This is a genomic window from Microbacterium aurantiacum (genome assembly GCF_002872075.1).
GTDB lineage: Bacteria > Actinomycetota > Actinomycetes > Actinomycetales > Microbacteriaceae > Microbacterium > Microbacterium aurantiacum_A.
Window position 1 is genome coordinate 379497 of sequence record NZ_PGGU01000005.1, and the last position, 24229, is coordinate 403725.

Here is a 24229-nt window from a genome sequence, read left to right on the forward strand (position 1 = left end):
TCACGGGAACCGGCTCCCTCAGAGCCCGGCAGCGCGGCGCAGCTCTTCGGCGCGGTCGGTGCGCTCCCAGGTGAAGTCGGGAAGCTCGCGCCCGAAGTGCCCATAGGCGGCCGTCTGGGCGTAGATGGGCCGGAGCAGGTCGAGCTCTTCGATGATCGCCTGCGGGCGGAGGTCGAAGACCGAATCGATCGCCTCGATGATCGACTCGTCGGAGACCTTGCCGGTGCCGAACGTCTCGACATACAGGCCCACCGGACGGGCGACGCCGATGGCGTAGGCGATCTGCACCTCGAGGCGGTCGGCGAGGCCGGCGGCCACGGCGTTCTTGGCGACCCACCTGGTCGCGTACGCGCCGGATCGGTCGACCTTCGATGGGTCCTTGCCACTGAACGCGCCACCGCCGTGCCGTGCCGCGCCACCGTAGGTGTCGATGATGATCTTGCGGCCGGTGAGGCCCGCATCACCCTTGGGGCCGCCCGTGACGAACGGGCCCGCCGGGTTGATGTAGTAGGTCACATCGGACAGGTCGAGACCTGTGGTCTCCAGGACCGGGTCGATGACGTGCTCGCGCAGCTGCGCCTTGAGCTCGTCCTGGGAGATGTCGGGGTTGTGCTGCGTCGACAGCACGATGGCATCGACGGTCTTCGGCGTGAACCCGTCGTATCCGAGCGTGACCTGAGTCTTGCCGTCAGGGCGCAGGAACGGGAGCAGCCCGGAGCGGCGCACTTCGGCGAGACGTTCCGCGAGGCGGTGCGCCGTCCATGCGGCCATCGGCATCAGCTGGGGGGTCTCATTCGTGGCGAAGCCGAACATGATGCCCTGGTCGCCGGCGCCGAGCAGGTCGAGCGGATCGACGGATGAGCCGTCTCGATGTTCCTGCGCATTGTCGACGCCGTGCGCGATGTCGGTGGACTGCTCGCCCACCGAGATGCTCACACCGCAGGAGTCGCCGTCGAAGCCGGTGTCACTGGACGTGTAGCCGATGTCGTTGACGACCTTGCGCACGATCGTCGGGATGTCGACGTAGGCCTCGGTGCGGATCTCGCCCGCGACGTGCACGAGGCCGGTGGTGACGAGCGTCTCCACCGCGACCCGGGACTCCGGATCCTTGGCGATGAGCCCGTCGAGGATGCTGTCCGAGATCTGGTCGCAGATCTTGTCCGGGTGCCCTTCGGTGACGGACTCGGACGTGAACAGACGCAGGGCGCTCATCGGTGCTCCAGAACGGGGACGGACGGGGGAAGGGCTGATGCACCCATTCTGGTCCGCGCCTCCGACATGAGCGGGGGCGCGGACCGAATGTCACTCCGCGTGACGCAGGCGGAGCTTGTCCTCGTTGATCTCGTGCAGTGCGATGGTGAGCGGCTTGTCCTCGACGGAGGAGTCGACGAGCGGCCCGACGTTGTCGAACAGGTTGCCCTCGTGCAGGTCGGAGTAGTAGTCGTTGATCTGGCGCGCGCGCTTGGCGGCGTAGATGACCAGTTCGTACTTCGAGTCGACGCGCGACAGCAGGTTGTCGATGGGGGGATCGATGATGCCCTTGGTGTGGTGTCCGGCCATGGTGAGACCTCCTGATCAGGCGACGGGATCGTCGCGAAGACGGTGCAATAGGCGCGGGAGACGTTCAGCGCACAGAGCTTGAAGACAATTCTACGACCTCGCGCGCGGCAACGGCGACGTCCTCGTTCACGATGCGGTGATCGAACTCGCTCTGAGCGGCCAGCTCCACCTTCGCCGTGCGCAGGCGACGCGCCCGTTCCTCGGGGCCTTCGGTGCCGCGGCCGACGAGTCTCTGGACCAGTTCGTCCCAGCTCGGCGGCAGCAGGAAGATCAGTGTGGCGGACGGCTCGGCCTGACGCACCTGACGCGCGCCTTGCAGATCGATCTCGAGCAGTACGGTCTTCCCCTGAGCCAGAGCGTCGTCGATCGGAGCCCGCGGCGTGCCGTAGCGGGAGCGGTTGTGCACGACCGCATGCTCCAGGAGCTCGCCGTTCGCGATGAGCCGGTCGAACTCCGCGTCGTCGACGAAGTAGTAGTGCACCCCGTCGATCTCTCCGGGCCGCGGTGCGCGCGTCGTCGCGGAGACGGAGAGGTGGATCTCGGGATGGTTCTCCCGGATGTGCGCCGCGACAGTGCCCTTTCCGACGGCGGTGGGACCGGCCAGCACGAGCAGACGGCTGCGTCCGTCGCGCGGGTGTGGCTGCGGGAACCTGCCATCCAGCCAGTCCAGGAGCAGCACGCGCTGGCGTACGCCGAGACCGCCGAGGCGCTTCACCGGAGAGATGTGCAGATCGGCGAGGATGCGATCGCGCTTCCCCGAGCCGATCGCCGGCAGCGCCAGCAGGAAGTCGGTGATGCGCATGGAGCCCGCGACCGAGTCCGCATCGGCGGTGGCGTGCGCGAGCACCGTCTGCGGGCTCGTCACCCTCATCGTGAGGTCGCGTTTGAGTGCGGCACGTGCGCGACGACGCTCCACGGCCTTGCGGGCCGCCGCGGCGCGGTCGACCTCGGGAACGGTCCTGCCCTCAGCCATGGGTCACCTCGAGGTACTGCGCGTTGCGCGCGTCGATGGCCGCGGCGAGGTCCGCCGGGCCCGCCATCAGGATGCTGCGGCTCTCGCTCGCGATCACGCACTCGCTCATCGCGCCGAAGCGCAGACGAAGATCCTCGGGTGCAGCGCCCTGCACGCCGAAACCCGGGGCGAGGATCGGCGCTGCCGGTGCGAACGGCGCGAGTCCCGCATCCGCCCAGTCGACGGTGGCGCCGATGACGAAGCCGAAGCTCCCCCACTCCCCTGCCGGTGTCGTCTGCGCGTTGCGCGCCGATACCTCGGCGATGAGCGCAGCCGAGACCGTGCTGCCCTGATCGTTCGTCGAGCGCTGCAGGAGCCGGGCCTCGGGGTTGCTCGTGGCGGCGAGGACGAACAGTCCCTTGCCGGTGCGCTCCGCGAGCGCGAAGGCGCCGTCGAGCGCCCCCACACCGAGGAACGGGTTCACGGTGACGGCATCCGCCTCCAGCGACGAGCCCGGTGTCAGCCAGGCTGCGGCGTAGGCATCCATCGTCGAGCCGATGTCGCCCCGCTTCGCGTCGGCGATCACGAGCAGATCGGCAGCATGTGCCGCTAGCAGCACATCCTCGAGCGCGGCGATGCCGGCGGAGCCGAACCGCTCGAAGAACGACACCTGCGGCTTCACGATCGCGGCACGGCCCGCCGCGGCATCCACCGTGCGGAGCCCGAACTCGCGGACTCCGGCGGCATCGTCGGACAGGCCCCAGGAGCCCAGCAGGCTCGCGTGCGGGTCGATTCCGACGCAGAGCGGTCCGCGCGCGTCCAGTGCCGCGCGGACCCGCTCACCGAAGCGTGGGCTCACAGCGCCGCCTTCCGGTCGAGCGCGTACTCCTGCAGGCTGCGCACGTCGAAGCCCTTGTGCGCCGCGTCCATCCCGCTGACCGCAGCGCCGAGCACCGCCATCGTGGTGAACAGGGCCTTGTCCGCGGCGACCGCGGCTGCCCGGATCTCGTAGCCGTCGGCACGGGCGGTGCCGCCGGACGGCGTGTTCACGACGATGTCGATCTCGCCGTCGTTGATGAGGTCGACGATGTTCCGCGCGCCGCTGACCTGCGTGTCGCTGTACTTCTCGACGACCGTCACGGCGATGCCGTTGCGGGACAGGATCTCGGCGGTGCCCTCGGTCGCGACGATCGTGAAGCCGAGCTGCTGCAACCGGTGCGCGGGCAGGATCACGGCGCGCTTGTCGGAATCGGCCACCGAGATGAACACGGTTCCCGATGTCGGCATGCCACCGTAGGCCGCGGCCTGGCTCTTCGCGAACGCGGTCGGGAAGTCCTTGTCGATGCCCATCACCTCGCCGGTGGAGCGCATCTCCGGGCCCAGCACCGAGTCGACGATCTTGCCTTCCTTGGTGCGGAACCGCTTGAACGGCAGCACGGCCTCCTTGACGGCGACCGGCGCACCCAGGGGCACCCGTGAACCGTCGCGCTCGGGCAGCATCCCCTCGCCGATCAGCTCGGCGACGGTCGCGCCGACCATGATCCGGCTGGCGGCCTTCGCGAGCGGGATGCCCAGAGCCTTCGAAACGAACGGCACCGTGCGGCTGGCGCGCGGGTTCGCCTCGATGACGTAGAGCACGCCGGCGCTGATCGCGAACTGCACATTGAGCAGACCGCGAACGCCGACGCCCTCGGCGATCGCGAGCGTGGCGGTGCGCACCCGGTCGATGTCGGAGCGGCCGAGCGAGATCGGCGGCAGGGTGCAGCTGGAGTCGCCGGAGTGGATGCCGGCCTCCTCGAGGTGCTCCATCACGCCGCCGATGTACAGGTCCACGCCGTCGTACAGCGCGTCGACGTCGATCTCGATCGCATCGTCGAGGAAGCGGTCCACGAGGAGCGGCTTGCCCTCTTCGATGATGACCTCGCCGGCGGTACGCACGAAGTAGTCGCGCAGGCTCTCGGTGTCGTAGACGATCTCCATGCCGCGACCGCCGAGCACGAAGCTCGGGCGGACGAGCACCGGGTAGCCGATGTCCTCGGCCACTGCGACGGCGCCGTCGACGTCGGTCGCGGTGCCGTGCCGGGGCGCGAGGAGTCCGGCCGCGTCGAGGATGCCGCTGAACAGCGCCCGCTCCTCGGCGAGGTCGATCGCTTCGGGGCTGGTGCCGAGGATCGCGTACCCTGCCGCCTCGATGCCCTTCGCGAGCCCCAGTGGCGTCTGTCCGCCGAGCTGGCAGACGACGCCGAGGATGGTGCCGCTGGCGGCTTCGGCATCGAGGACCTCGAGCACGTCCTCCAGGGTGAGCGGCTCGAAGTAGAGCCGGTCTGAGGTGTCGTAGTCGGTGGAGACGGTCTCCGGGTTGCAGTTGACCATGACCGTCTCGAAGCCGGCATCCGACAGCGCGAACGACGCGTGCACGCAGGAGTAATCGAACTCGACGCCCTGGCCGATGCGGTTCGGGCCGGAGCCGATGATGACCACCTTGGTGCGCTCCGACGGCGCGACCTCGGTCTCGAAGTCGTAGCTCGAGTAGTGGTACGGCGTGAGCGCCGGGAACTCCCCCGCGCAGGTGTCGACCGTCTTGTAGACCGGGCGGATGCCGAGTCCGTGGCGGCTGGCCCGGATCTCGGTTTCGGTGGTGCCGCGGAGTTCGGCCAGCTGCGCGTCGGAGAAGCCGTGCTCCTTGGCGTAGCGCAGGGTGGCGGCGTCCAGCTCGGGAGCCGTCCGCACGATCTCGGCGACCTCGTTGATCAGCACGATCTGGTCGAGGAACCACGGGTCGATCGCCGTGGCGTCGAAGGCCTGCTCGAGGGTGGCTCCCTTGCGCAGCGCCTGCTGCAGCACCACGATGCGCCCGTCGGTCGGCGTCTTCGAGATCTCCAGGAGTTCCTCGACCGTGCGGTCCTCGGCGCCCCAGTGGAAGCTCGAGCCGCGCTTCTCCAGCGAACGGAGGGCCTTCTGCAGCGCTGTCGCGTAGTTGCGGCCGATCGCCATCGCCTCGCCGACCGACTTCATGGTCGTCGTCAGCGTGACGTCGGCGGCCGGGAACTTCTCGAAGGCGAACCGCGGCACCTTGACCACGACGTAGTCGAGCGTCGGCTCGAAGCTCGCCGGGGTCACCCCGGTGATGTCGTTCGGGATCTCGTCGAGACGGTATCCGAGCGCCAGCTTCGCGGCGAGCTTCGCGATCGGGAAGCCGGTCGCCTTCGAGGCGAGCGCACTCGAGCGGGAGACGCGCGGGTTCATCTCGATGACGATGATGCGGCCGTTCTCCGGGTTGACCGCGAACTGGATGTTGCAGCCTCCGGTGTCGACGCCCACCGCGCGGATGATGTCGATGCCGATGTCGCGCAGCTTCTGGTACTCGCGGTCGGTCAGCGTCAACGCCGGAGCGACGGTGATCGAATCGCCCGTGTGCACGCCCACCGGGTCGACGTTCTCGATCGAGCAGACGACGACCGTGTTGTCGGCCGTGTCGCGCATGAGCTCGAGCTCGTACTCCTTCCAGCCGAGGATCGACTCCTCCAGGAGCACCTCGTTGGTCGGCGAGTCGTGGAGTCCGGCGCCGGCCATGCGTCGCAGGTCGCTCTCGTCGTAGGCGAAGCCGGAACCCAGGCCGCCCATCGTGAACGAGGGACGCACGACGAGCGGGTACCCGAGCTCGCCCGCCGCGGCGAGGACCTCGTCCATCGTGTGGGCGATGCGGCTGTCGGCGACATCGGCGCCGGCATCCAGCACGAGCTGCTTGAAGATCTGGCGGTCCTCGCCCTTGTTGATCGCCTCGAAGCTCGCACCGATCAGCTCGACGTCGTACTTCTCGAGGATGCCGTGGTTGTGCAGGTCGATCGCCGCGTTCAACGCGGTCTGACCACCGAGGGTCGGCAGGATCGCGTCGGGCTTCTCCTTGGCGATGATGGTCTCGATGACCTGCCAGGTGATCGGCTCGACGTAGGTGGCGTCGGCGAAGTCCGGATCGGTCATGATCGTGGCCGGGTTGGAGTTGACGAGGATGACGCGGACGCCCTCCTCGCGCAGCACCCGGCACGCCTGGGTGCCGGAATAGTCGAACTCGCAGGCCTGGCCGATGACGATGGGGCCGGAGCCGATGACGAGGACGGAGCGGATGTCGTCGCGCTTGGGCATTACTTGGCGTCCTTGTTCTCGCGGACCATTGCCGCGAAGCGATCGAAGAGGTAGTTGGCGTCGTGCGGGCCGGCGGCGGCCTCGGGGTGGTACTGCACCGAGAAGGCCGGGATGTCGAGGGCGCGCAGACCCTCGACCACGTTGTCGTTCAGCCCGATGTGGCTGACTTCGACCTTGCCGTAGCCGTTCGGGCTGTCGAAGGGCCCGTCCAGCGGGGCGTCGACCGCGAAGCCGTGGTTGTGCGCGGTGATCTCCACCTTGCCCGTGGTCTTGTCGAGCACAGGCTGATTGATGCCGCGATGACCGAAGGGCAGCTTGTAGGTGCCGAGGCCGAGCGCTCGGCCGAGCAGCTGATTGCCGAAGCAGATGCCGAAGAACGGCAACCCGTCGTCCAGCACGGCGCGCAGCAGTTCGACGTGGCCGTCGGATGCGGCGGGGTCGCCGGGCCCGTTCGAGTAGAACACCGCGACCGGGTCGATGGCGCGGATCTCCTCGATGGTGACGTTCTGCGGCAGCACGTGCACATCGAAGCCGCGAGCGGCGAGGTTGTCGATCGTGGCCTGTTTGACGCCGAGGTCGAGCACGGCGAGGTCGCCGATCCGCTCCCCCAGCGCTGTCGTGATCGTGGCGACGTCGACCGAGACCTCCGCCGAGAGGTTCCGTCCGGACATCAGTGGCGCTTCCTGCACCGTGCGCAGCTGCTCCTCGGGATCGAGGTCGGCGGCGGGGCCGGAGAAGATGCCGCCGCGCATCGAACCCGCCGAGCGGATGTGCCGGGTGATCGACCGGGTGTCGATGCCGCTGATGCCGACGATGCCATCCTTGGCGAGGGCGGCGTCGAGCGAGGTGTCGGCGCGCCAGTTGGAGACGACGCGTGAAGGGTCGCGGACGATGTATCCGGCCACCCAGATCCGGCGGGACTCGGGGTCCTCGTCGTTCATACCGGTGTTGCCGATGTGAGGTGCCGTCTGCAGCACGATCTGCCCCGCGTAGGACGGATCGGTCAGCGTCTCCTGATAGCCGGACATGCCGGTGGCGAAGACGACCTCGCCGAGCGTGGTGCCCAGCGCGCCGTAGGCGCGTCCGGTGTGACGGGTTCCGTCCTCGAGGACGAGGACGGCTTTCTCGGGAAGCGAGGTCCCGGCGTGTGTCGAAGGGGTCATTGTGCGGCTCCTTGGTCGGGGGCGGCTGGGCCGTCGGATGGGGCGACGAGTCGCTGCAGTTCGGAGATCAGGTTCTTCGGGTCTCCGGTGGTGAGTCGGAGATAGGAGTCGACGGTCGTGTCGTCGTCGGCGTTCCAGACGATGCGGACGAGTCCGCCGGGCTCGACGACGCGGTCGATGGTGACGGTCGCGCGGTCGATCGCGCGGAGCTTCGCCGATGCGAGGAACACCGTGGGGGCACCGTCGAGGCAGAGCGCGATCCCGCGGTCCGTGACCGCGAGTTCGCCGCGTGCCCGATAGGCCAGCGGTGAGATCGCCAGGCGCTCCAGGGGCTTGTCGTGCTGGGTGGTCGAGACGTAGAGCACCTCGTGCCGGCTCCCGACCTCTGCGTGCTCGGGAACACCGAGCGGCGCGCTGAGGCCGGAATCGCGACGCAGGCGCCGACGCCAGGCGAAGAACATCGTCAGCAGCACGAGCAGTGCCACGGCGATCGTGATCGCGATGGCGATGTCGCGTACGCTCATCCGTTCAGCTCCTCGACGACCGCGGCGGCATCCACCGTCACGACGCCCCCGTGCACCGTGTACTGCACCCGTCCGGGCAGCGGCCTGCCCAGGTAGGGCGAGTTCGTGCTGCGCCCATGCAGGTCGGCCTCGGTGAACACCCCGTCGACCGAGGCGTCGTAGAGCGTGATCTGCGCGGGCCGTCCGACCTCGAGCGGTGTGCCATGCCCGGCGAGCATGCCGATGCGGGCAGGAGCCGCACTCATGACACGGGCGACATCCTCCCAGCCGATGAGACCGGTCTGCACCATGGACTGGTGCACGACGCGCAGGGCGCTTTCCAGGCCCACCATGCCGTTGGCCGCGGCCTGCCACTCGCACGCCTTGTGCTCACTCGGATGCGGCGCGTGATCCGTCGCGACGATGTCGATCGTGCCGTCGGCGAGGCCTTCGCGCACGGCGAGCACGTCCTCTTCCCGGCGCAGCGGCGGGTTCACCTTGTACCGGGCGTCGTAGCCGCGCACCAGTTCGTCCGTGAGGAGCAGATGGTGCGGGGTGACCTCGGCGGTGACGTCGATGCCGCGCTTCTTGGCCCAGCGGATGATGTCGACCGAGCCGGCAGTGGACAGGTGGCAGACGTGCAGACGCGACCCCACGTGCTCGGCGAGGAGTACGTCGCGGGCGATGATCGACTCTTCGGCGACGGCCGGCCAGCCGGCGAGGCCGAGTTCTGCCGAGACGGTGCCCTCGTTCATCTGGGCGCCCTCGGTGAGGCGCGGGTCCTGAGCGTGCTGCGCGATGACCCCGCCGAAGGACTTCACGTACTCGAGAGCCCGGCGCATGATGAGGGGGTCGAACACGCAGAAGCCGTCGTCGCTGAAGACGCGCACCTTCGCACGGGACGAGGCCATGGCGCCGAGTTCGGCGAGACGCTCGCCCTTCTGCCCGACCGTCGCGGCGCCGATCGGCTGCACCGTGGCGTAGCCGGCGGCTTCGCCGAGGGCGAGCTCCTGCTCGACGACGCCGGCCGTGTCGGCGACCGGTGAGGTGTTCGGCATCGCGAAGACGGCGGTGAAACCCCCGGCAGCGGCCGCCCTCGTGCCGGTGAGGATCGTCTCGGACGCCTCGTAGCCGGGCTCACGCAGATGCGTGTGCAGGTCGACGAGGCCGGGCAGCGCGACCAGGCCGTCCGCGTCGATGACGCGGGCGCCCGCCCTGCTGAGGCCTGCGCCGATCTCGGTGATCGTCCCGTTCTCCACGATGATGTCGGCGCTGTCCGCGCCGAGAAGCCGTGCGCCGGTGATGACGAGGGTCTCGCTCACAGGTCTCCCCCTCGTTCGTCGTCTCGTTCTCCTGCCAGCAGCAGGTACAGCACCGCCATCCGGACGGAGACTCCGTTCGCCACCTGCTCCAGCACCGTCGAACGGGGCGAATCAGCGGCTTCGGAGGAGATCTCCAGTCCTCGGTTCATCGGACCGGGGTGCATCACAATGCTACCTTCCGGAAGCCGCGCGACTCGCAGTGCGTCCAGACCCCAGCGGCGGGAATACTCCCGCTCAGTCGGGAAATATGCGGCGTTCATGCGCTCAAGCTGGATCCGCAGCATCATCACGGCGTCCGGCCCCTCGGCGAGGGCCTCGTCGAGGTCGTAGACGACGCGCGCCGGCCAGAGCGACACGTTCTGCGGAACCAGGGTGGGCGGAGCGACGAGCGTCACCTCGGCGCCGAGGGTCGCGAGCAGCCAGACGTTGGAGCGCGCGACGCGCGAGTGGAGCACGTCGCCGACGATGACGACGCGGATGCCGGAGAGATCGCGACCCCGGCTGGCGGCGCCGAACCGGCGCTTGCGGATCGTGTAGGCGTCGAGCAGGGCCTGAGTCGGATGCTCATGCGTGCCGTCACCGGCGTTCACGACGCCGGCCGAGATCCAGCCGCTGGTGGCGAGGGTCTGCGGGGCGCCGGAGCCGGGGTGGCGCACCACGACGGCATCCGCTCCGATGGCCTCGAGGGTCTGCGCGGTGTCCTTCAGGCTCTCGCCCTTGGAGACGCTGGACCCCTTGGCCGCGAAGTTGATGACGTCGGCGGAGAGGCGCTTCGCGGCGGCCTCGAAGGAGATGCGGGTGCGTGTGGAGTCCTCGAAGAAGAGGTTCACGACGGTCTTGCCGCGCAGCGTCGGCAGCTTCTTGACCTCGCGGGACTGCGTGTCGGCCATGTCCTCGGCGATGTCGAGGATCTGCAGGGCCGTCGCCCTGTCGAGCGTGCGGGTGTCGAGGAGGTGTCTCATTCGCCGATCGTCACCTCCTCGGCGCCGTCGTTCTCGCGCAGGCGCACGTTGACCCGCTCGGTCCGGGCGGACGGGATGTTCTTGCCGATGTAGTCGGGACGGATCGGCAGCTCTCGGTGGCCGCGGTCGACGAGGATCGCGAGACGCACGACGGCAGGGCGGCCGATCGACTGGATCGCGTCGAGCGCAGCCCGGATGCTGCGGCCGGAGAAGAGCACATCGTCGACGAGGACGACCGTCTTCCCGTCGATGCCCCCGACCGGGATGTCGGTCGGATGCGGCGACCGCGTCGGATGCTTCGACAGGTCGTCGCGGAACAGCGTGATGTCGAGAGACCCGACCGGGATCGGGGTCTGCGCGATGTCGCTGATCAAAGCGCCGAGGCGGTGTGCGAGCGTGACGCCCCTGGTCGGGATCCCCAGCAGGACGAGTCCGGAAGCCCCCCGATTGGATTCGAGGATCTCATGTGCGATACGGGTCAGTGCCCGCGAGATATCGGCTTCATGCAGCACGGTGCGCGTGCTCATTCGCCGCTCCCTTCTCCGCCTCACAGGACGGTGTTAAAGGTTGCTTGCTCCGTCGAGTCTAGCGGAGCGATCCCGCATCCCTCAGACCGCCGGCCGCAGCGCCTCGTCGGTGACGTCGTCGATCTTCTTCGAGCGGATCGCGTGCCCGCTCGTGGACAGGCAGCGCCCGGTGTTCAGATCCCACTTCCAGTCGTGCATGCTGCAGGTGAGGATGCCGTCCTCGTCGACCTTGCCGGTCTTCGTGAGATCCGCGCGCAGGTGCGGGCAGCGGCGCTGCACGACCCAGTCGCCGACCTCGGCATCCTCCGTCTGGTCCGTCTGCTCGGAGTACCAGTTCTCGACGTACTCGATGCGATCCACCGAGAGGCACTTGAGGAAGGTGGTGAGGAACTCGTTGAACTTGCCGCTGCGGCCCACATGGAACTGCATGGACAGGAAGATCGAGTTCGACCAGTCGATCTCATGGTCGCGGATGTTCGTCGAGACGAGGTCGGCGGGGATCGTGTACCAGTAGATGCACTCGTCACCGGCGTACTCGCGCACCTTCGCGCGCGGGAAGTCGACGACCATGTCGAGCTCGCCGATGCGGAACCGCACGCACCCGCCGACGCCGAGACGGATGGTGCGCGACTTCTTCAGCAGCGGCTCCCACCAGGTCCTGATCGCCTCGAGCATCTCCGCGGGCGCGATGATCTCGGCGCGCGAAGCCTCCTCATCACGGATCTCCTGCTGTCGCGCGGCGCGCTGCTCTTCGAGGTAGTCCCACTTCTCGTCGAATATGTGCGCGATCTCAGCGTCCGTGTACAGCGTCTGCTCGCTCGTGACAGCTCCGCCGTCGACGGTCACGACCGTGCCCGGAATGAAGAGCCGGCCGTCGTACTGCGGCGCCAGCTCCTTCATGTGCGCGAGGAACTGCTTCTGATCGGTGAAGATCGACTCGCCGTTCCGGCCCAGGCCGTTGAAGTCGAACAGCTCGTCGCGGAGGAACATCGGCGGACCGGCCATCGGGAAGACGTGCGGAGCGTCGACCTTCTCGATGTAGTACATCGCGCGCTTGTTCTGCGCGTCGCGCTTGAGCTGAGCGAAGTTCTGCTTGGCCTCCAGCGGCAAGTCGTAGACCATGGGCCACCAGATCGCGCCGGAGACCTGGGTGAAATAGGCATCGGGCGTGCCGAAGTCGAGCAGCGCCTCGAGATCCAGCGGGTGCGAGTCGTTCTGGTTCAGCACCGATCCGGTGCCGTCGTCGACGCTCAGCGACGAGTCGCCGATCGGGCCGTCGCTGGGGGCACGCAGCGGGGTGATCATGATCTTCAGGTCGCCGCGCTCGATGACCTCGCCGGCGGGCGCGTATGTGATGTTGTCGTAGCCGAGGGCGCGGATGTCCTTCTCGAGATCGTCGATCGGGTACTCCGGCAGGAGCACTTCGATGTCCTTGCGGATGTACCGCTCGAGCAGCTTGGGATCGAAGTGGTCCCGGTGCCGGTGCGAGATGTACAGGAAGTCCGCTTCGCGGCCGAACCGCTCCCAGTCGAGGCCCCGGTTGTCGGGGAACGGGAACCAGGAGCCGAAGAAGGACGGCCCGAGCACGGGGTCGCAGATGATGTTTCCGCCGGCCGTCTCGATGAACATCCCGGCATGGCCGAGTCCCGTGATCCGCATTGCGCTCCTCCTGAAGTGAACCGCTCGATTCTACCCGGGCCTCTCTGGGCGCCCGCGGAGTCCGAGCCGGACCATCAGGGTGCGGCGACGGACATCGCGCGGAGCCGCACGACCGCCGTCTTGAACTCCGGCATCGATGAGATCGGATCGGTGGCGTCACTGGTGAGGAGGTTCGCGCTGTGATCGTCCGGGTAGTGGAACGGCAGGAACACGGTGTCCGGCCGGATGCCGGTGGTCGTCGTGACCCGGGCTCGGACGACCCCGCGGCCGTTGGAGAGCTCGATGTCGTCGCCGTCCGCCAGACCGCGGTCCGCGGCTGTGGCGGGGTGCAGCGTCGCCTCCAGCCGAGGGCGCGCGTCCATCAGCTCCGGAACCCGGCGCGTCTGCGCTCCGGACTGGTAGTGCTCGAGGAGCCGGCCGGTGATGAGGGTGAGCTCGCCACCAGTTGCAGCGGGTTCGGACGGTCGCGCGACCGAGACGGCGACGATCCTCGCCAGCCCGTCGGAGTGCGCGAAACGTCGCTCGAACGGCCTCGGAGTGCCGCCGGAACCTGCGGGATACGGCCAGTATGCCGGCGTCCCCTCATCGAGCAACGCATGGCTGAGACCGGAGTAGTCCGCGATCCCGCCCGCCGATGCGCGGGCCAGCTCGTCGAAGACATCCGCCGGGTCGAGGTCGAAACGCCCGGGTGCCTCCAGCCGCCTCGCGAGCTCGGCCATGATCCACAGTTCGCTTCTGGCTCCTGCCGGCGGATCGATCGCCTTCCGACGGCGGATGACGCGCCCTTCGAGGCTCGTCATGGTGCCCTCCTCCTCGGCCCACTGCGTCACCGGGAGCACGACGTCGGCGAGCTGTGCCGTCTCTGAGAGGAAGAAGTCGCAGACGACGAGCAGGTCGAGACTGCGCAGTCGCTCACGCACTCCCCCGGCGTTCGGCGCCGACACCGAGAGGTTCGATCCGTGCACGAGAAGGGTGCGGATGCCGCCCGGTTCACCGATGGACGCCAGCAGTTGCACCGCCGGCAGCCCGGGCCCCGGGAGGTCGTCCGGATGCACCCCCCACACTCCTGCGACGTGTGCCCGCGCCTCCGGGTCGGTGATCTTCCGGTATCCGGGCAGCTGATCGGACTTCTGACCGTGCTCGCGGCCGCCCTGACCGTTGCCCTGGCCGGTGAGCGTGCCGTAGCCCGAGTCCGGCTTGCCGGGCAGACCGAGGATGAGAGCCAGGTTGATGGCGGCGGTGGCAGTGTCGGTGCCGTTGACGTGCTGTTCCACGCCGCGACCGGTGAGGATGTACGTGGGGCGTCCGGAGCCCAGACGGCGGGCGACCTGGCGCAGCAGGACGACCGGTACGCCCGTCACCTGCTGCACCCGCTCCGGCCACCAGCCGGCGACCGAACGGCGCAGTTCGGCGAAACCGGCCGTCCGATCGCGGATGTAGCCGGCGTCGTGCAGTCGCTCGGCGATGACGATGTGGGTCAGCCCGAGCAGCAGTTGGAGATCGGTCCCCGGGGCCGGCGCGAGATGGATTCCCTGGTCGTCGTCGGTCAGACGTGCCGTGGAGCTGCGGCGCGGATCCACGACGATGAGCCCGCCGGCGGCGCGAGCACCCTCGATGTGCGAAAGGAATGGCGGCATCGTCTCGGCGACGTTCGATCCGAGCAGCAGGACGGTGTGCGCGGCGTCGAGGTCGGTCAACGGGAACGGCAGTCCTCGATCGGCCCCGAATGCGCGGTTCGAAGCCGCGGCCGCCGATGACATGCAGAAACGGCCGTTGTAGTCGATACGCGATGTGCCCAGCGCGATGCGGGCGAACTTGCCGAGCTGATAGGCCTTCTCGTTGGTGAGACCGCCGCCGCCGAAGACTCCGTTGGCATCAGCACCGTGCTGCGTGCGGACGCTGCGGAGCGTCTCGGCGATGAGATCGAGGGCGTCATCCCAGGTCGCGGGCTGCAGTTCGCCCTCGGCGTCGCGGATGAGCGGTTGCATGACGCGATCGGCCGAGTCGAGAAGGGTCGACGAGGTCCAGCCCTTCTTGCAGAGTCCGCCCCTGTTGGTCGGGAACGCGCGGCCTTCGACGGTCAGACGAGGGTCGTCGGCGGGCGCTCCCGGCAACTTCGGCAGGAGCGTCATCGCGCACTGCAGGGCGCAGTACGGGCAGTGGGTCTCGGCGCCGGCGGTCATGCGGACGGCGCCAGGAGGGGTGAGCCGAAGCGTTCGATGAGTTCGGCAAGACGGCCCTTGCAACCGCCGCATCCGGTGCCGGCACGGGTGTCCTTGCCCACGCATGCGACCGTGGCGTTCCCCGCGTGGACGGAGGCCTCCACACGTTCGACGGTGACGCCGTTGCACCAGCAGACGGTCGCGGTCGGCGCGAACGCGTCGCCACCGGCGCTCGGGTCGTCATCGGGACCGTCGAGACGCAGCAGGAGCGAGCGGTCGGAGGGAAGCTCGCCGCCGCGCTCGTAGAGCACCGTCAGCTCGGCGGCCGTGCGCGGCATCCCGACACTGGCGAACGCCTCGAGGACTCCGTCTCGCGAGACCATCTTCACGTAGCGGCCGTGTTGCGGATCGGCCCATTGCGCCACGTGCCGATGCGGTCCGGACTCCCCGTAGGGCGGGGTGTCCCAGAGTTCGATGCTGACGTCGCCGACCGCGACCACGTCGACGCCTTCGCCCTTCAGCATGACGACCGCCGGGCGCTCCACCGGCGGCTCGTCCTGGAAGGATCCGCCCTCGGCTTCCGCCCTGAGCTGTGCGGCCAGCCAATCGGCCTGGCGCCAGCCCGGTCCGATGAGTCCGGACGGAGCACCGGGAAGACGATCCCCGGCATCGCGGACGTGCTCGGGATCGACGACATGCGCGCAGTCGCCGATCGCGTAGACATCAGGATCCGTCCACGAGCGCAGCGAGCTGTCGACGACGACACCGGCGGCGGTGCGGAGCCCCGCCGCCGTGGCGAGTTCCGCCCTCGCACCGACACCGCACGACATCACGAGGAGATCGCCGCGCACGTAGTTTCCGTCGGCGGTGACGAGTGCGTCGAAGCGACGGACGCCCGCCTCCTCCGCGTGGAAGGCGACGGACTCGGCGACGCTGTGCGCGAGTACGGCGACGCCGGCCTCACGGAGGCTCCTGGCGAGCACCGTGCCGGCACCGCGGTCGAGGTTGCGCGGCATCGGGGTGGGGCCGTGATGCACGACGCAGACCTGGGCCCCGGCTCGGGCGGCGAGGAGCGCGAACTCCAGGCCGAGCACGCCGGCGCCGAGGACGACGATGCGGGCGCCCGACCGGATGGCCGAGCCGATCCGGTCGGCATCCGCCAGGTCGCGCAGCACCGTCACGCCCTCCGGCAGCGCGGGATCGGCTCCCATCACACCGGTTCCCGCACGTGCCAGCGCTGCGGCGTCGTACGCCCGGCGTTCGACGCCGACGAGTGTCGGGATGTTGGAGCGCGCACCCGTCGCGAGGATGAGCCGGTCGTACGGCAGCACTTCACCGGTGGAGATCTCGACCTCGTGCTGCTCTCGGTCGATGCGGACGACCCGGGTGCCGGACAGGATCTGCGCTCCCGCGTCGACGATCTCGGCCGGGTCGTGCAGCACGATGTCGTCGAACTCGGCCTGTCCGACCGCCACTTCGGCGATGAGGACCCGGTTGTACGGAGCCTCCTGCTCCGCACCGACGACCGTGAGCTCGATGCTCCCCGATCGCACGCTCGGCAGCAGCTCCTCGCAGAACCGTGCGCCGACCGGGCCGAATCCGACCACGACCACCCGCAGCGGTGCACCCGGTGCCGTCACGATCAGACCTGACGCTGGGCGAGCGACGCGCGCGGCACCACGTAGATGACGATCGTCAGTGTCAGCAGCACGAGATAGGCGATGCCGAATCCGACGAACGCGGGCTCATAGCCGCCCGATGCCTGCTGCGAGGCGTTCAGCACCTGCGGGATCACGAACCCGCCGTAGGCGCCGATCGCCGAGATCAGCCCGAGCGCGGCCGCCGCCTTGCGCTGCGTGGCGCCGATATCGGTGCTGCCTGCGGCCACCGCGCGTGCCAGGAACACACTGGGGATCATGCGGTACGTCGCTCCGTTGCCGATGCCCGTCGCCGCGAAGAGCACGAGGAAGCAGGCGAGGAACAGCGAGAATTCGTTCAGCGCGAGGACGCCGAGGATGCCGAAGGCGCCGGCCGCCATGACGGCGAACGCGCCGATGGTGACCCGTGCTCCGCCGAAGCGGTCGGCGAGGCGCCCGCCCAGCGGACGGAAGAGCGAGCCGACGAGCGCACCGAGGAAGGCCAGCGACACTCCGGCGGCGCCGATCTGGATCGCCGAGAACTCGGGGAACTGGTCGGCGATGAGCTTCGGGAACACGCTCGCGAAGCCGATGAAGGAGCCGAAGGTGCCGATGTAGAGCAGGGCGAGCAGCCACAGGTGCGGTTCGCGCAATGCGGCTGCGGAGCCCGCGAAGTCGGCCTTGGCCGACGACAGGTTGTCCATGTACCGCCAGGCGCCCCAGATCGCGACCAGGATCAGCGGCACCCAGATCCAGCCGGCCAGCGGGAGAAGGGTCACACCGGCGACGGCGGTGACGACGATCGGCACCACGAACTGGGCGACGGAGGTGCCGAGGTTGCCGCCGGCGGCGTTGAGGCCGAGCGCCCAGCCCTTCTCCTTCTGCGGGAAGAAGTACGTGATGTTCGCCATCGAGCTCGCGAAGTTGCCACCGCCGAAACCGGCGAGGGCTGCGATCGCGAGCATCGCCCAGAACGGCGTCTCCGGGTTGCCGACGGCGAAGCTCAGCAGGATGGCGGGGATGAGCAGCAGCGCCGCTGAGACGATCGTCCAGTTGCGGCCGCCGAACTTCGGGACCATGAACGTATACGGGAAGCGGAGCGTCGCGCCGACGAGGCTCGGCAACGAGATCAGCCAGAAGGTCTCGGCGCTGGTGAATGCGAAGCCGGCCGCCGGGAGCATCACGACGACGATGCTCCACAGCTGCCAGACGATGAAGCCGAGGAACTCGGCGAAGATCGACCAGCCGAGATTCCGGCGGGCGATCGAGCGGCCCTCCGACTCCCAGAAGTCCGCGTTCTCCGGGTCGAACCCGTCGATCCAGCGGCCTGGACGATGCGTGAGTGTGGTCGAAGAGGGTGCGGTGTCGGTGCGGGGCGACGTTTCGGTGCTGACCATGCGGACTCCCTGGGTTGGACGAGCGGTGTCGATCGAGCGGGTCGACCGGATGCGGAGCATCCGTGGGCTCGAGTCCGATGCTAGGGAGCGCGTGTTTCGGCACCCCGCTCGGCGGGTTACCGCTGTGTCACTTCCACGTCACGCCGGGTGCCATGACCGCGTTAGCGTCTCGTCACATGCCGGAAACAGAGTCTGTGCCGCGAACTGCGGGTGCAGCCGGGACTCAGGACTCGAACAGTCCTCGGATGTCATCTGCCGTCAGAGTCTGAGCGAACAGCGCCTCGTCGTCCATGACGGCGGTGAACAGGCGGGCCTTGCGCTGCTGCAGAGCCAGCACCTTCTCCTCGATGGTGCCGGTCGAGATCATCCGGTAGACCATCACTGGCCGGGTCTGGCCGATCCGGTGCGTGCGGTCGATGGCCTGCGCCTCCGCGGCGGGGTTCCACCACGGGTCGAGCATGAACACGTAGTCGGCTTCGGTCAACGTCAGGCCGAATCCGCCGGACTTCAGGCTGATCAGGAACACGGGCTGTTCGCCGGCACGGAAACCTTCGATGACCTGCTGCCGTTTGCGGGTGGATCCGTCGAGATAGGCATAGGGGATCCCGGCCTGCTCGAGCCGGTCGGCGGCGAGAGCGAGGAAGGAGGTGAACTGGCTGAACACGAGTGCGCGGTGACCCTCGGCCTGCAGTTCGGTGACCCGCTCCAGCAGCACGTCCAGTTTCTGCGAGCCGAGCTTCGCGTCGTCTTCGTCGACGAGGCCGGGCGCCAGGCTCAGCATGCGGAGCATCGTGAGCGACCGGAAGACGATGAAGCGGTTACGGTCCAGATCAGCGAGCAGTCCCAGCACCTTCTGCCTTTCGCGCTGCAGCACGACGTCGTAGAGGGCGCGGTGGGCGGGGCTCAGCTCGACCTCGAGCAGCTGCTCCTGCTTCTCGGGCAGGTCAGGTGCCACGAGCTCCTTCGTGCGGCGCAGCATCAGTGGGCGGATGCGTCGGCGAAGCCGCTCGATCCTCCGCTGGCGGTACTCGCCGCCCTCCTCGTTCTCGGGGACCTTGCCCTTCTCGATCGGCTGGATGTACTCCTCGCGGAACTTCCTGGCCGACGCGAACAGCCCAGGGGCTGCGAGCTTCAGCAGCGCCCACAGTTCGCTGAGACTGTTCTCCAGGGGTGTGCCGGTGACGGCGTAGGTCACGTCTGCCCGGAAGCCGGCGATCGAGCGGTGCAGCTTGGTCTTCGGGTTCTTCACGAACTGCGCCTCGTCGAGGATGAGCCCGGCCCATTCGATCTCACCGAACTCGTCCTCATCCAGGCGTGCCAGCGTGTACGACGTCACGACGACGTCGGCGCGCGCGGCGGCATCCGCGACCGAGTCGTCGCGCTTGCCCGATGTGCTCTCCAGGATCCGGACCCGCAGCGAGGGCGCGAATCGTTCAGCCTCGGCGTGCCAGGTCGCGAGAACCGAGGTGGGCGCCAGCACGAGGAAGGGGCGCCGCTCCCCCGACTCGCGCGCATGCAGGACGAGCGTGAGCAGCTGGAGGGTCTTGCCGAGCCCCATGTCGTCGGCGAGGATTCCGCCGAGCCGGTGCTCCCAGAGGAACGCGAGCCAGTCGAATCCGGTCTTCTGGTAGGGGCGCAGCTCTGCCTGCAGCCCCCGCGGGACGGGACTCGACGGCACCTCGGTGGCCGCGCGCAGTCCGTCTGCCGTGGCGCGCCAGCTCACGGCCGGCAGGGCTTCGTCGGCGAGGTCCTCGAACTCCTCCCAGAGGTCGGTCTGATACCGGCTGATACGGGGGCCGGTCTCCCACTCGTTCAGTTCGGACGCCTCATCGATCAGTTCCCGCAGCTGATCGAGAGCCTTGTGGTTCAGCGAGAAGTAGCTGCCGTCGACGAGCAGCATCTTCTTCTTGCCCTTGCTGAGCGCGGTGAACAGCGGCTCGAACGGGATGCTGCGTCCGTCGATCTTCACGATCACGCCGAGGTCGAACCAGTCGGGATCGGTGCTCTCGACGGTCGTGACGGTGATCTCGGGAGCTCCGGTGAGCTCGTGATAGGTCTTGCGCTTGTCCGCGACGACGAGAACCCCGCGCGCCTCCATCTCGGGCACGACATGGGCGACGAACTCGGCGGCCTCGACGTCGGCGAAGGACCCGGATGCTTCGAGCGGCTCGCCGAACGTCTCGTGCCAGAACGACTCCAGCTCCTGGCGGCCTTCGGACTCGAGGGTGTGGTCGCGCACGGCATCAGCGGACGGGGTGAAGGGCACGCGCCCGTGACCCTCGTACGTCCACTCGAAGGCGTACTTCACCACGTCGCCGCGATGGAACGAGAGCACGAGCGTCGGCTCCGGCACCGGCATCACCGGCAGCTGCACGGCGCCGACCGCCTGCACCTGCACACGTCGTGCCAATGCCGGGTACACATCGTGCAGGAACGCAGCCTCATCGGCGGCAGGAACGGGGATGGAACCGGCAGCGTCGAGCAAAGCGCGTACCGGATCGCTGAGCGGCACCTCCGCGAGCGTGACCAGGACCCGGTTGCCGAGGACCGTCGCCGCGTAGACGCCGGAGTGCCCGATCGCATGCACCTCCGCGGCCGACACCTCTCTGCCGTCGATCGCGATGTCCGCGTCGACGACCAGGCCCCCGTCGTCAGCCCTGGCGACGCGGGCCGAGATCGAACCCGAGCCGCCGAGCGCGACCGACGTGCTCTTCTGGCTCGCGACCAGCGGTATCCCGAGCGCAGAACCCGCGCGCAGGTGCGGCCAGAGCAGCGTCGACTCGATCTGGTCCACGATCAGCCACTCACCGGCATTGCCGGAGAGCATCGAATCACGGGCGATGCTGAGAAGATCGGCGAACCAGCGCGTCTGCGTCCGGCCGAACTGCGACGCATCGCGGCGAACGAGGTCCCACGCGGCGTGGCCCTGGATCCACGAGCCGGTCGAGTCGCTGCGCATCAGCGGGCGGATGCCGAGGAGGAGCTCACCTTCCCGCTTGGCGACGTCGCGGGCGCTCGCGGGCCGCACCGGCCGCGGCGCCCAGTGGTTGTCGCCCCTGGCCGCACGGTGACGCAGTTCGACCCCGAGAGCGAGCGGTACCGTGCGATCCACGACCGCGCGTCCGAGGAGCGACTTCCAGGCGGGTGCGGCCGGTTGCGCGCGCTGTGCAGCCGGCGTCGACAGGGCAGCGGCACGCTCGGCCTCCGTGGCCGTGTTCGACGAGAGCACGGTCGCGACCACGTGCTTGCAGCCCATCTGCACAGGGCACGTGCACGACGTCGAGCGGATCGCCCGTTTGCCGCCGGCGGGCGAGAATCGCACCTCGGTGCGATAGGCCGCGCCGTTGCTGCCGCGCACCTGTGCGCCGAGCCGCTGGGTCTCTTCGTCCCAGATGACCCGGAGCACGTTGCCCTCGCGGAAGTAGGCGAGGCCGCGCTGATAGCCGCCGGCATCGGTGATCCGCAGAAGATCACGGAGATCGACGTGGGGTGCGGACATGGTTTCATCCTCCCCACCGCATCCGACATCCGGATTGCGGTGTCCGCTCAGGCGGCGCGAGCCACCCGGGCGAGCACACCGTGCACGAAGGCACCGGAATCGTCGGTGGAGAACTCCTTGGCGAGCTCGACGGCCTCGTCGATGGCGACGGCCGTCGGCACGTCGGCGTTGTAGAGGATCTCCCAGGTGCCGATCCGCAGCAGGGCGCGGTCGACGGCGGGCATCCGCTCGAGCTTCCAGTCGCGGCTGTGGGTGGTGATCAGCTCGTCGATCTCGTCACGATGATCGATGATGCCGTCGACGACCTCGCGGGCGTAGAGCCAGGAGGCCTCACGGGCGGGTTCGCTGACGGCGCGCTTCGCCTCGGCGGCGAGAGTCACGGCGATCTCGTCGCCGCGGACATCGGCTGAGAACAGGATGTCGAGAGCGCGCTTGCGCGCCTTCGTACGAGCGCCCACGCCTTACTTCTCGCGACCGAGGTAGTCGCCGGTGCGGGTGTCGACCTTGATCTTCGTGCCGGTCTCGACGAACAGCGGAACCTGCATCTCGTAGCCGGTCTCGACGGTCGCGGGCTTCGTGCCGGCCGAGGAGCGGTCGCCCTGCAGGCCGGGCTCGGTGTACGTGACCTCGAGGGTCACGGATGCCGGCAGGTCGATGTAGAGCGGGTTTCCGTTGTTCAGCGCGATCGTGACCTGCTGGTTCTCCAGCAGGAAGTTCTTCGCGTCTCCGACGGTCGGGCCGGGGACCGTGATCTGGTCGTAGTCGGAGGTGTCCATGAACACGAAGCCGTCGCCGTCGGCGTACAGGTACGTGAAGTCGCGGCGGTCGACGTTCTCGATGTCGATCTTCGCGCCGGCGTTGTAGGTGCGGTCGACGACCTTGCCGGAGATGACGTTCTTGAGCTTGGTGCGCACGAACGCGCCGCCCTTGCCCGGCTTGACGTGCTGGAACTCGATGACGTTCCACAGCTGTCCGTCGATGCTGAGGACGACGCCGTTCTTGATGTCTGCGGTAGATGCCATGCGCTGAGAGTTCCGTTCGTGTGTGGTTGTCCGCGGTCCGCCCTGCAACCGGGTCAGGGAGGGCCGACAGTCGATTCTACGGGATGCCCGTCCGTCGGCCGACTTCCTTCGCGGTCACACTGGAATTCCGTGCCGGCGCCGAGCGACGCTCCCCCGCCGTTCTGACACGGGTTACGGCAACTGCGCGAGCAGTTCGCGCACGGCATCCGCATAACCGTCGATACCGCGACCGATCACGCGCACCGCGGCGACGTCATGCAGGTACGAGTGACGCCGGAACTCCTCGCGCTTGTACACATCCGAGATGTGCACCTCCGCGAACGGCAGCCCGATACCCGTGAGCGCATCGCGCAGAGACACGGATGTGTGAGTCAGGCCGCCCGGATTGATGACGATTCCGGCGCAATCCTCGCGCGCCGCGTGGATGGCGTCGATGAGCACGCCCTCATGATTGCTCTGGATCGCGCGCACCTCGAACCCGAGGGCGGATGCCGTGTCCGCCGCGAGACGCTCGACGTCGGCGAGGGTGGCCGTGCCGTAGACCTCGGGCTCGCGTGTGCCGAGCAGGTTGAGGTTCGGGCCGTTGACCAGGAGAAGGCGGCGGGGCATCGTCACGTCCGGCACACTATCAGCCGGTGCGCGACGATGCCGCGTCCCACCAGTTCAGCACGCGCATCGCCTGCAGCGTCACCCATTTCGACGGTTCCCCGGCCGGCGCATCCTGGTGAAGCCAGACCGCGCCCGGCAGGCGATGTCCCTGCAACCACCGACCGTCGGGTTGGCGCTGCGAGCGGATGTTCTCGATGGCGTCTGTCATCCGCAGATCGGGCGCGCTGCCGTCCGCTTCGGCGGCGCCGCGGAAGTAGTCGGCCCCGGCCAGCACGTTGTAATAAGCGCGGCGCGGATGCGCGAGGCTGAACACCCATTCGTTGAACGGCTCACCCGTCGAGCGACGCCGGAACAGCGCCCGGTTCAGCAGGTACTCCTCGCCGCCTCTTCGGGCAGCGGCGACACGCGCTGGATCCGCCTTCTCACGCCGGTAGTCGAGCAGGGCGATCAACGCGTTGAGGGTGGAGTGGAACGACGAGACCTGAGACCCCTCGACCCATTCGCAGTTCCACCCGCCATCATCCAACTGATGATCGAGGAACCAGTCGACGATCGCATCGACGTCTGCGCCGAGCCAAAGCCCGTTCGACAGCGTCCAGGAGTTGATGCAGCAGTCCACCTCGCCGCTCCAGTACGGCAGATCCTCATACTCCCAGCGCGTGGCCGAGAGCTTCTCCGCCGTCCCTTCCAGCGACGACGCGGGGACGCCCCACTCACGCAGATCCTTGAGCACCCAGGTCGTCGCCGTCCACGGCTGCGGCTCACTGCCTCCCCACTCCCACCCGGCGGGGAAGAACGCACCGCCTGCCCACTGCCCGTCGGCATCCTGGTGTCGAAGCAACTCGGCTCCGAAGCCCTCCGTGGCGACTCGCGCACGCGTCGTCTGCCACACCTCCGCGGGCGCTTCGAGAAGATCGCGCTCGATCTGCCATCGCAGTGCCGGGTCAGAATCCAGGAGCCACTGTGCGAGGTGGGTCTCGAGCATCGTCGTCCCCCGATTCTCGTCACGCGATCGCAGACGCCCTCACGGTAGCCATATGAGGGTGACCGACGCAACGATGTCGAAGAAGAAAGCGTCTCGAACCGAATCACACGAGCGCGCGCCGCATCTC

At 68.5% G+C, this 24229-nt stretch carries 19 protein-coding genes; all 19 read right to left on the minus strand.

From position 1 onward, the window contains the following. Positions 1-18: 18 nt before the first annotated feature. The 19 genes from metK to CUR96_RS04950 all read right to left on the minus strand — a co-directional run bounded on the left by metK (position 19) and on the right by CUR96_RS04950 (position 24102). Entirely contained in the window at positions 19-1212 is a 1194-nt protein-coding gene (gene metK / locus CUR96_RS04860; RefSeq protein WP_102192136.1) for a methionine adenosyltransferase, read from the minus strand. Positions 1213-1302: 90 nt separating this feature from the next. Further along, complete coding sequence (gene rpoZ / locus CUR96_RS04865) at positions 1303-1560, minus strand: DNA-directed RNA polymerase subunit omega (RefSeq protein WP_102192137.1); 258 nt, start codon at positions 1558-1560, stop codon at positions 1303-1305. A 64-nt stretch (positions 1561-1624) separates the two neighbouring features. Then, positions 1625-2533 (minus strand): guanylate kinase, encoded by a 909-nt coding sequence (gmk, locus tag CUR96_RS04870; RefSeq protein WP_102192138.1) that lies wholly within the window; start codon positions 2531-2533, stop codon positions 1625-1627. Continuing rightward, a complete protein-coding gene (gene pyrF / locus CUR96_RS04875) occupies positions 2526-3371 on the minus strand; it encodes an orotidine-5'-phosphate decarboxylase (RefSeq protein ID WP_102192139.1) in 846 nt (281 codons plus the stop codon). The genes gmk and pyrF overlap by 8 nt, the downstream gene beginning before the upstream one ends. Further along, the gene (carB, locus tag CUR96_RS04880; RefSeq protein ID WP_102192140.1) at positions 3368-6655 is read right to left on the minus strand and encodes a carbamoyl-phosphate synthase large subunit; all 3288 of its coding nucleotides are present in this window, start codon (positions 6653-6655) and stop codon (positions 3368-3370) included. Before carB ends, pyrF begins: the two co-directional genes overlap by 4 nt. Next, positions 6655-7818: a glutamine-hydrolyzing carbamoyl-phosphate synthase small subunit gene (gene carA, locus CUR96_RS04885; protein ID WP_102192141.1), complete on the minus strand. Its 1164-nt coding sequence runs from the start codon at positions 7816-7818 to the stop codon at positions 6655-6657. The genes carB and carA overlap by 1 nt, the downstream gene beginning before the upstream one ends. After that, positions 7815-8342: a hypothetical protein gene (locus tag CUR96_RS04890; RefSeq protein WP_102192142.1), complete on the minus strand. Its 528-nt coding sequence runs from the start codon at positions 8340-8342 to the stop codon at positions 7815-7817. Before CUR96_RS04890 ends, carA begins: the two co-directional genes overlap by 4 nt. Then, entirely contained in the window at positions 8339-9643 is a 1305-nt protein-coding gene (locus CUR96_RS04895) for a dihydroorotase (RefSeq protein WP_102192143.1), read from the minus strand. The genes CUR96_RS04890 and CUR96_RS04895 overlap by 4 nt, the downstream gene beginning before the upstream one ends. Next, the gene (locus CUR96_RS04900) at positions 9640-10605 is read right to left on the minus strand and encodes an aspartate carbamoyltransferase catalytic subunit (protein WP_102192144.1); all 966 of its coding nucleotides are present in this window, start codon (positions 10603-10605) and stop codon (positions 9640-9642) included. Before CUR96_RS04900 ends, CUR96_RS04895 begins: the two co-directional genes overlap by 4 nt. Continuing rightward, the gene (gene pyrR / locus CUR96_RS04905) at positions 10602-11132 is read right to left on the minus strand and encodes a bifunctional pyr operon transcriptional regulator/uracil phosphoribosyltransferase PyrR (RefSeq protein WP_102192145.1); all 531 of its coding nucleotides are present in this window, start codon (positions 11130-11132) and stop codon (positions 10602-10604) included. The genes CUR96_RS04900 and pyrR overlap by 4 nt, the downstream gene beginning before the upstream one ends. Before the next feature lie 81 nt (positions 11133-11213). Further along, complete coding sequence (locus CUR96_RS04910) at positions 11214-12791, minus strand: Rieske 2Fe-2S domain-containing protein (RefSeq protein ID WP_102192146.1); 1578 nt, start codon at positions 12789-12791, stop codon at positions 11214-11216. Between the two features lie 74 nt (positions 12792-12865). Continuing rightward, the gene (locus tag CUR96_RS04915) at positions 12866-14974 is read right to left on the minus strand and encodes a molybdopterin oxidoreductase family protein (protein WP_102192147.1); all 2109 of its coding nucleotides are present in this window, start codon (positions 14972-14974) and stop codon (positions 12866-12868) included. After that, positions 14971-16593 carry an FAD-dependent oxidoreductase gene (locus CUR96_RS04920; RefSeq protein WP_245861084.1) on the minus strand — a complete coding sequence of 541 codons (1623 nt, stop codon included), beginning with the start codon at positions 16591-16593 and terminating at the stop codon, positions 14971-14973. The genes CUR96_RS04915 and CUR96_RS04920 overlap by 4 nt, the downstream gene beginning before the upstream one ends. A gap of 2 nt (positions 16594-16595) precedes the next feature. Next, positions 16596-17987 carry an MFS transporter gene (locus tag CUR96_RS04925; RefSeq protein WP_102192279.1) on the minus strand — a complete coding sequence of 464 codons (1392 nt, stop codon included), beginning with the start codon at positions 17985-17987 and terminating at the stop codon, positions 16596-16598. Positions 17988-18210: 223 nt separating this feature from the next. Further along, positions 18211-21486 (minus strand): SNF2-related protein, encoded by a 3276-nt coding sequence (locus tag CUR96_RS04930; protein ID WP_102192148.1) that lies wholly within the window; start codon positions 21484-21486, stop codon positions 18211-18213. 47 nt (positions 21487-21533) lie between these two features. After that, positions 21534-21944, minus strand: a complete 411-nt coding sequence (nusB, locus tag CUR96_RS04935; protein WP_102192149.1) for a transcription antitermination factor NusB — start codon at positions 21942-21944, stop codon at positions 21534-21536. Positions 21945-21947: 3 nt separating this feature from the next. Beyond that, a complete protein-coding gene (gene efp / locus CUR96_RS04940) occupies positions 21948-22508 on the minus strand; it encodes an elongation factor P (protein WP_102192150.1) in 561 nt (186 codons plus the stop codon). Between the two features lie 171 nt (positions 22509-22679). Further along, positions 22680-23117: a type II 3-dehydroquinate dehydratase gene (locus tag CUR96_RS04945; RefSeq protein WP_180968948.1), complete on the minus strand. Its 438-nt coding sequence runs from the start codon at positions 23115-23117 to the stop codon at positions 22680-22682. Positions 23118-23136: 19 nt separating this feature from the next. Then, positions 23137-24102, minus strand: coding sequence for a squalene cyclase (locus CUR96_RS04950; protein WP_102192151.1), 966 nt, complete (start codon positions 24100-24102; stop codon positions 23137-23139). Positions 24103-24229 lie beyond the last annotated feature (127 nt).

Coding starts and splice junctions, on each gene's coding strand:
- metK (WP_102192136.1), bottom strand. CDS start 1,212: ATGAGCGCCCTGCGTCTGTTCACGTCCGAGTCCGTCACCGAAGGGCAC.
- rpoZ (WP_102192137.1), bottom strand. CDS start 1,560: ATGGCCGGACACCACACCAAGGGCATCATCGATCCCCCCATCGACAAC.
- gmk (WP_102192138.1), bottom strand. CDS start 2,533: ATGGCTGAGGGCAGGACCGTTCCCGAGGTCGACCGCGCCGCGGCGGCC.
- carB (WP_102192140.1), bottom strand. CDS start 6,655: ATGCCCAAGCGCGACGACATCCGCTCCGTCCTCGTCATCGGCTCCGGC.
- carA (WP_102192141.1), bottom strand. CDS start 7,818: ATGACCCCTTCGACACACGCCGGGACCTCGCTTCCCGAGAAAGCCGTC.
- CUR96_RS04890 (WP_102192142.1), bottom strand. CDS start 8,342: ATGAGCGTACGCGACATCGCCATCGCGATCACGATCGCCGTGGCACTG.
- CUR96_RS04900 (WP_102192144.1), bottom strand. CDS start 10,605: ATGAGACACCTCCTCGACACCCGCACGCTCGACAGGGCGACGGCCCTG.
- pyrR (WP_102192145.1), bottom strand. CDS start 11,132: ATGAGCACGCGCACCGTGCTGCATGAAGCCGATATCTCGCGGGCACTG.
- CUR96_RS04910 (WP_102192146.1), bottom strand. CDS start 12,791: ATGCGGATCACGGGACTCGGCCATGCCGGGATGTTCATCGAGACGGCC.
- CUR96_RS04915 (WP_102192147.1), bottom strand. CDS start 14,974: ATGACCGCCGGCGCCGAGACCCACTGCCCGTACTGCGCCCTGCAGTGC.
- CUR96_RS04925 (WP_102192279.1), bottom strand. CDS start 17,987: ATGGTCAGCACCGAAACGTCGCCCCGCACCGACACCGCACCCTCTTCG.
- CUR96_RS04930 (WP_102192148.1), bottom strand. CDS start 21,486: ATGTCCGCACCCCACGTCGATCTCCGTGATCTTCTGCGGATCACCGAT.
- efp (WP_102192150.1), bottom strand. CDS start 22,508: ATGGCATCTACCGCAGACATCAAGAACGGCGTCGTCCTCAGCATCGAC.
- CUR96_RS04945 (WP_180968948.1), bottom strand. CDS start 23,117: ATGCCCCGCCGCCTTCTCCTGGTCAACGGCCCGAACCTCAACCTGCTC.
- CUR96_RS04950 (WP_102192151.1), bottom strand. CDS start 24,102: ATGCTCGAGACCCACCTCGCACAGTGGCTCCTGGATTCTGACCCGGCA.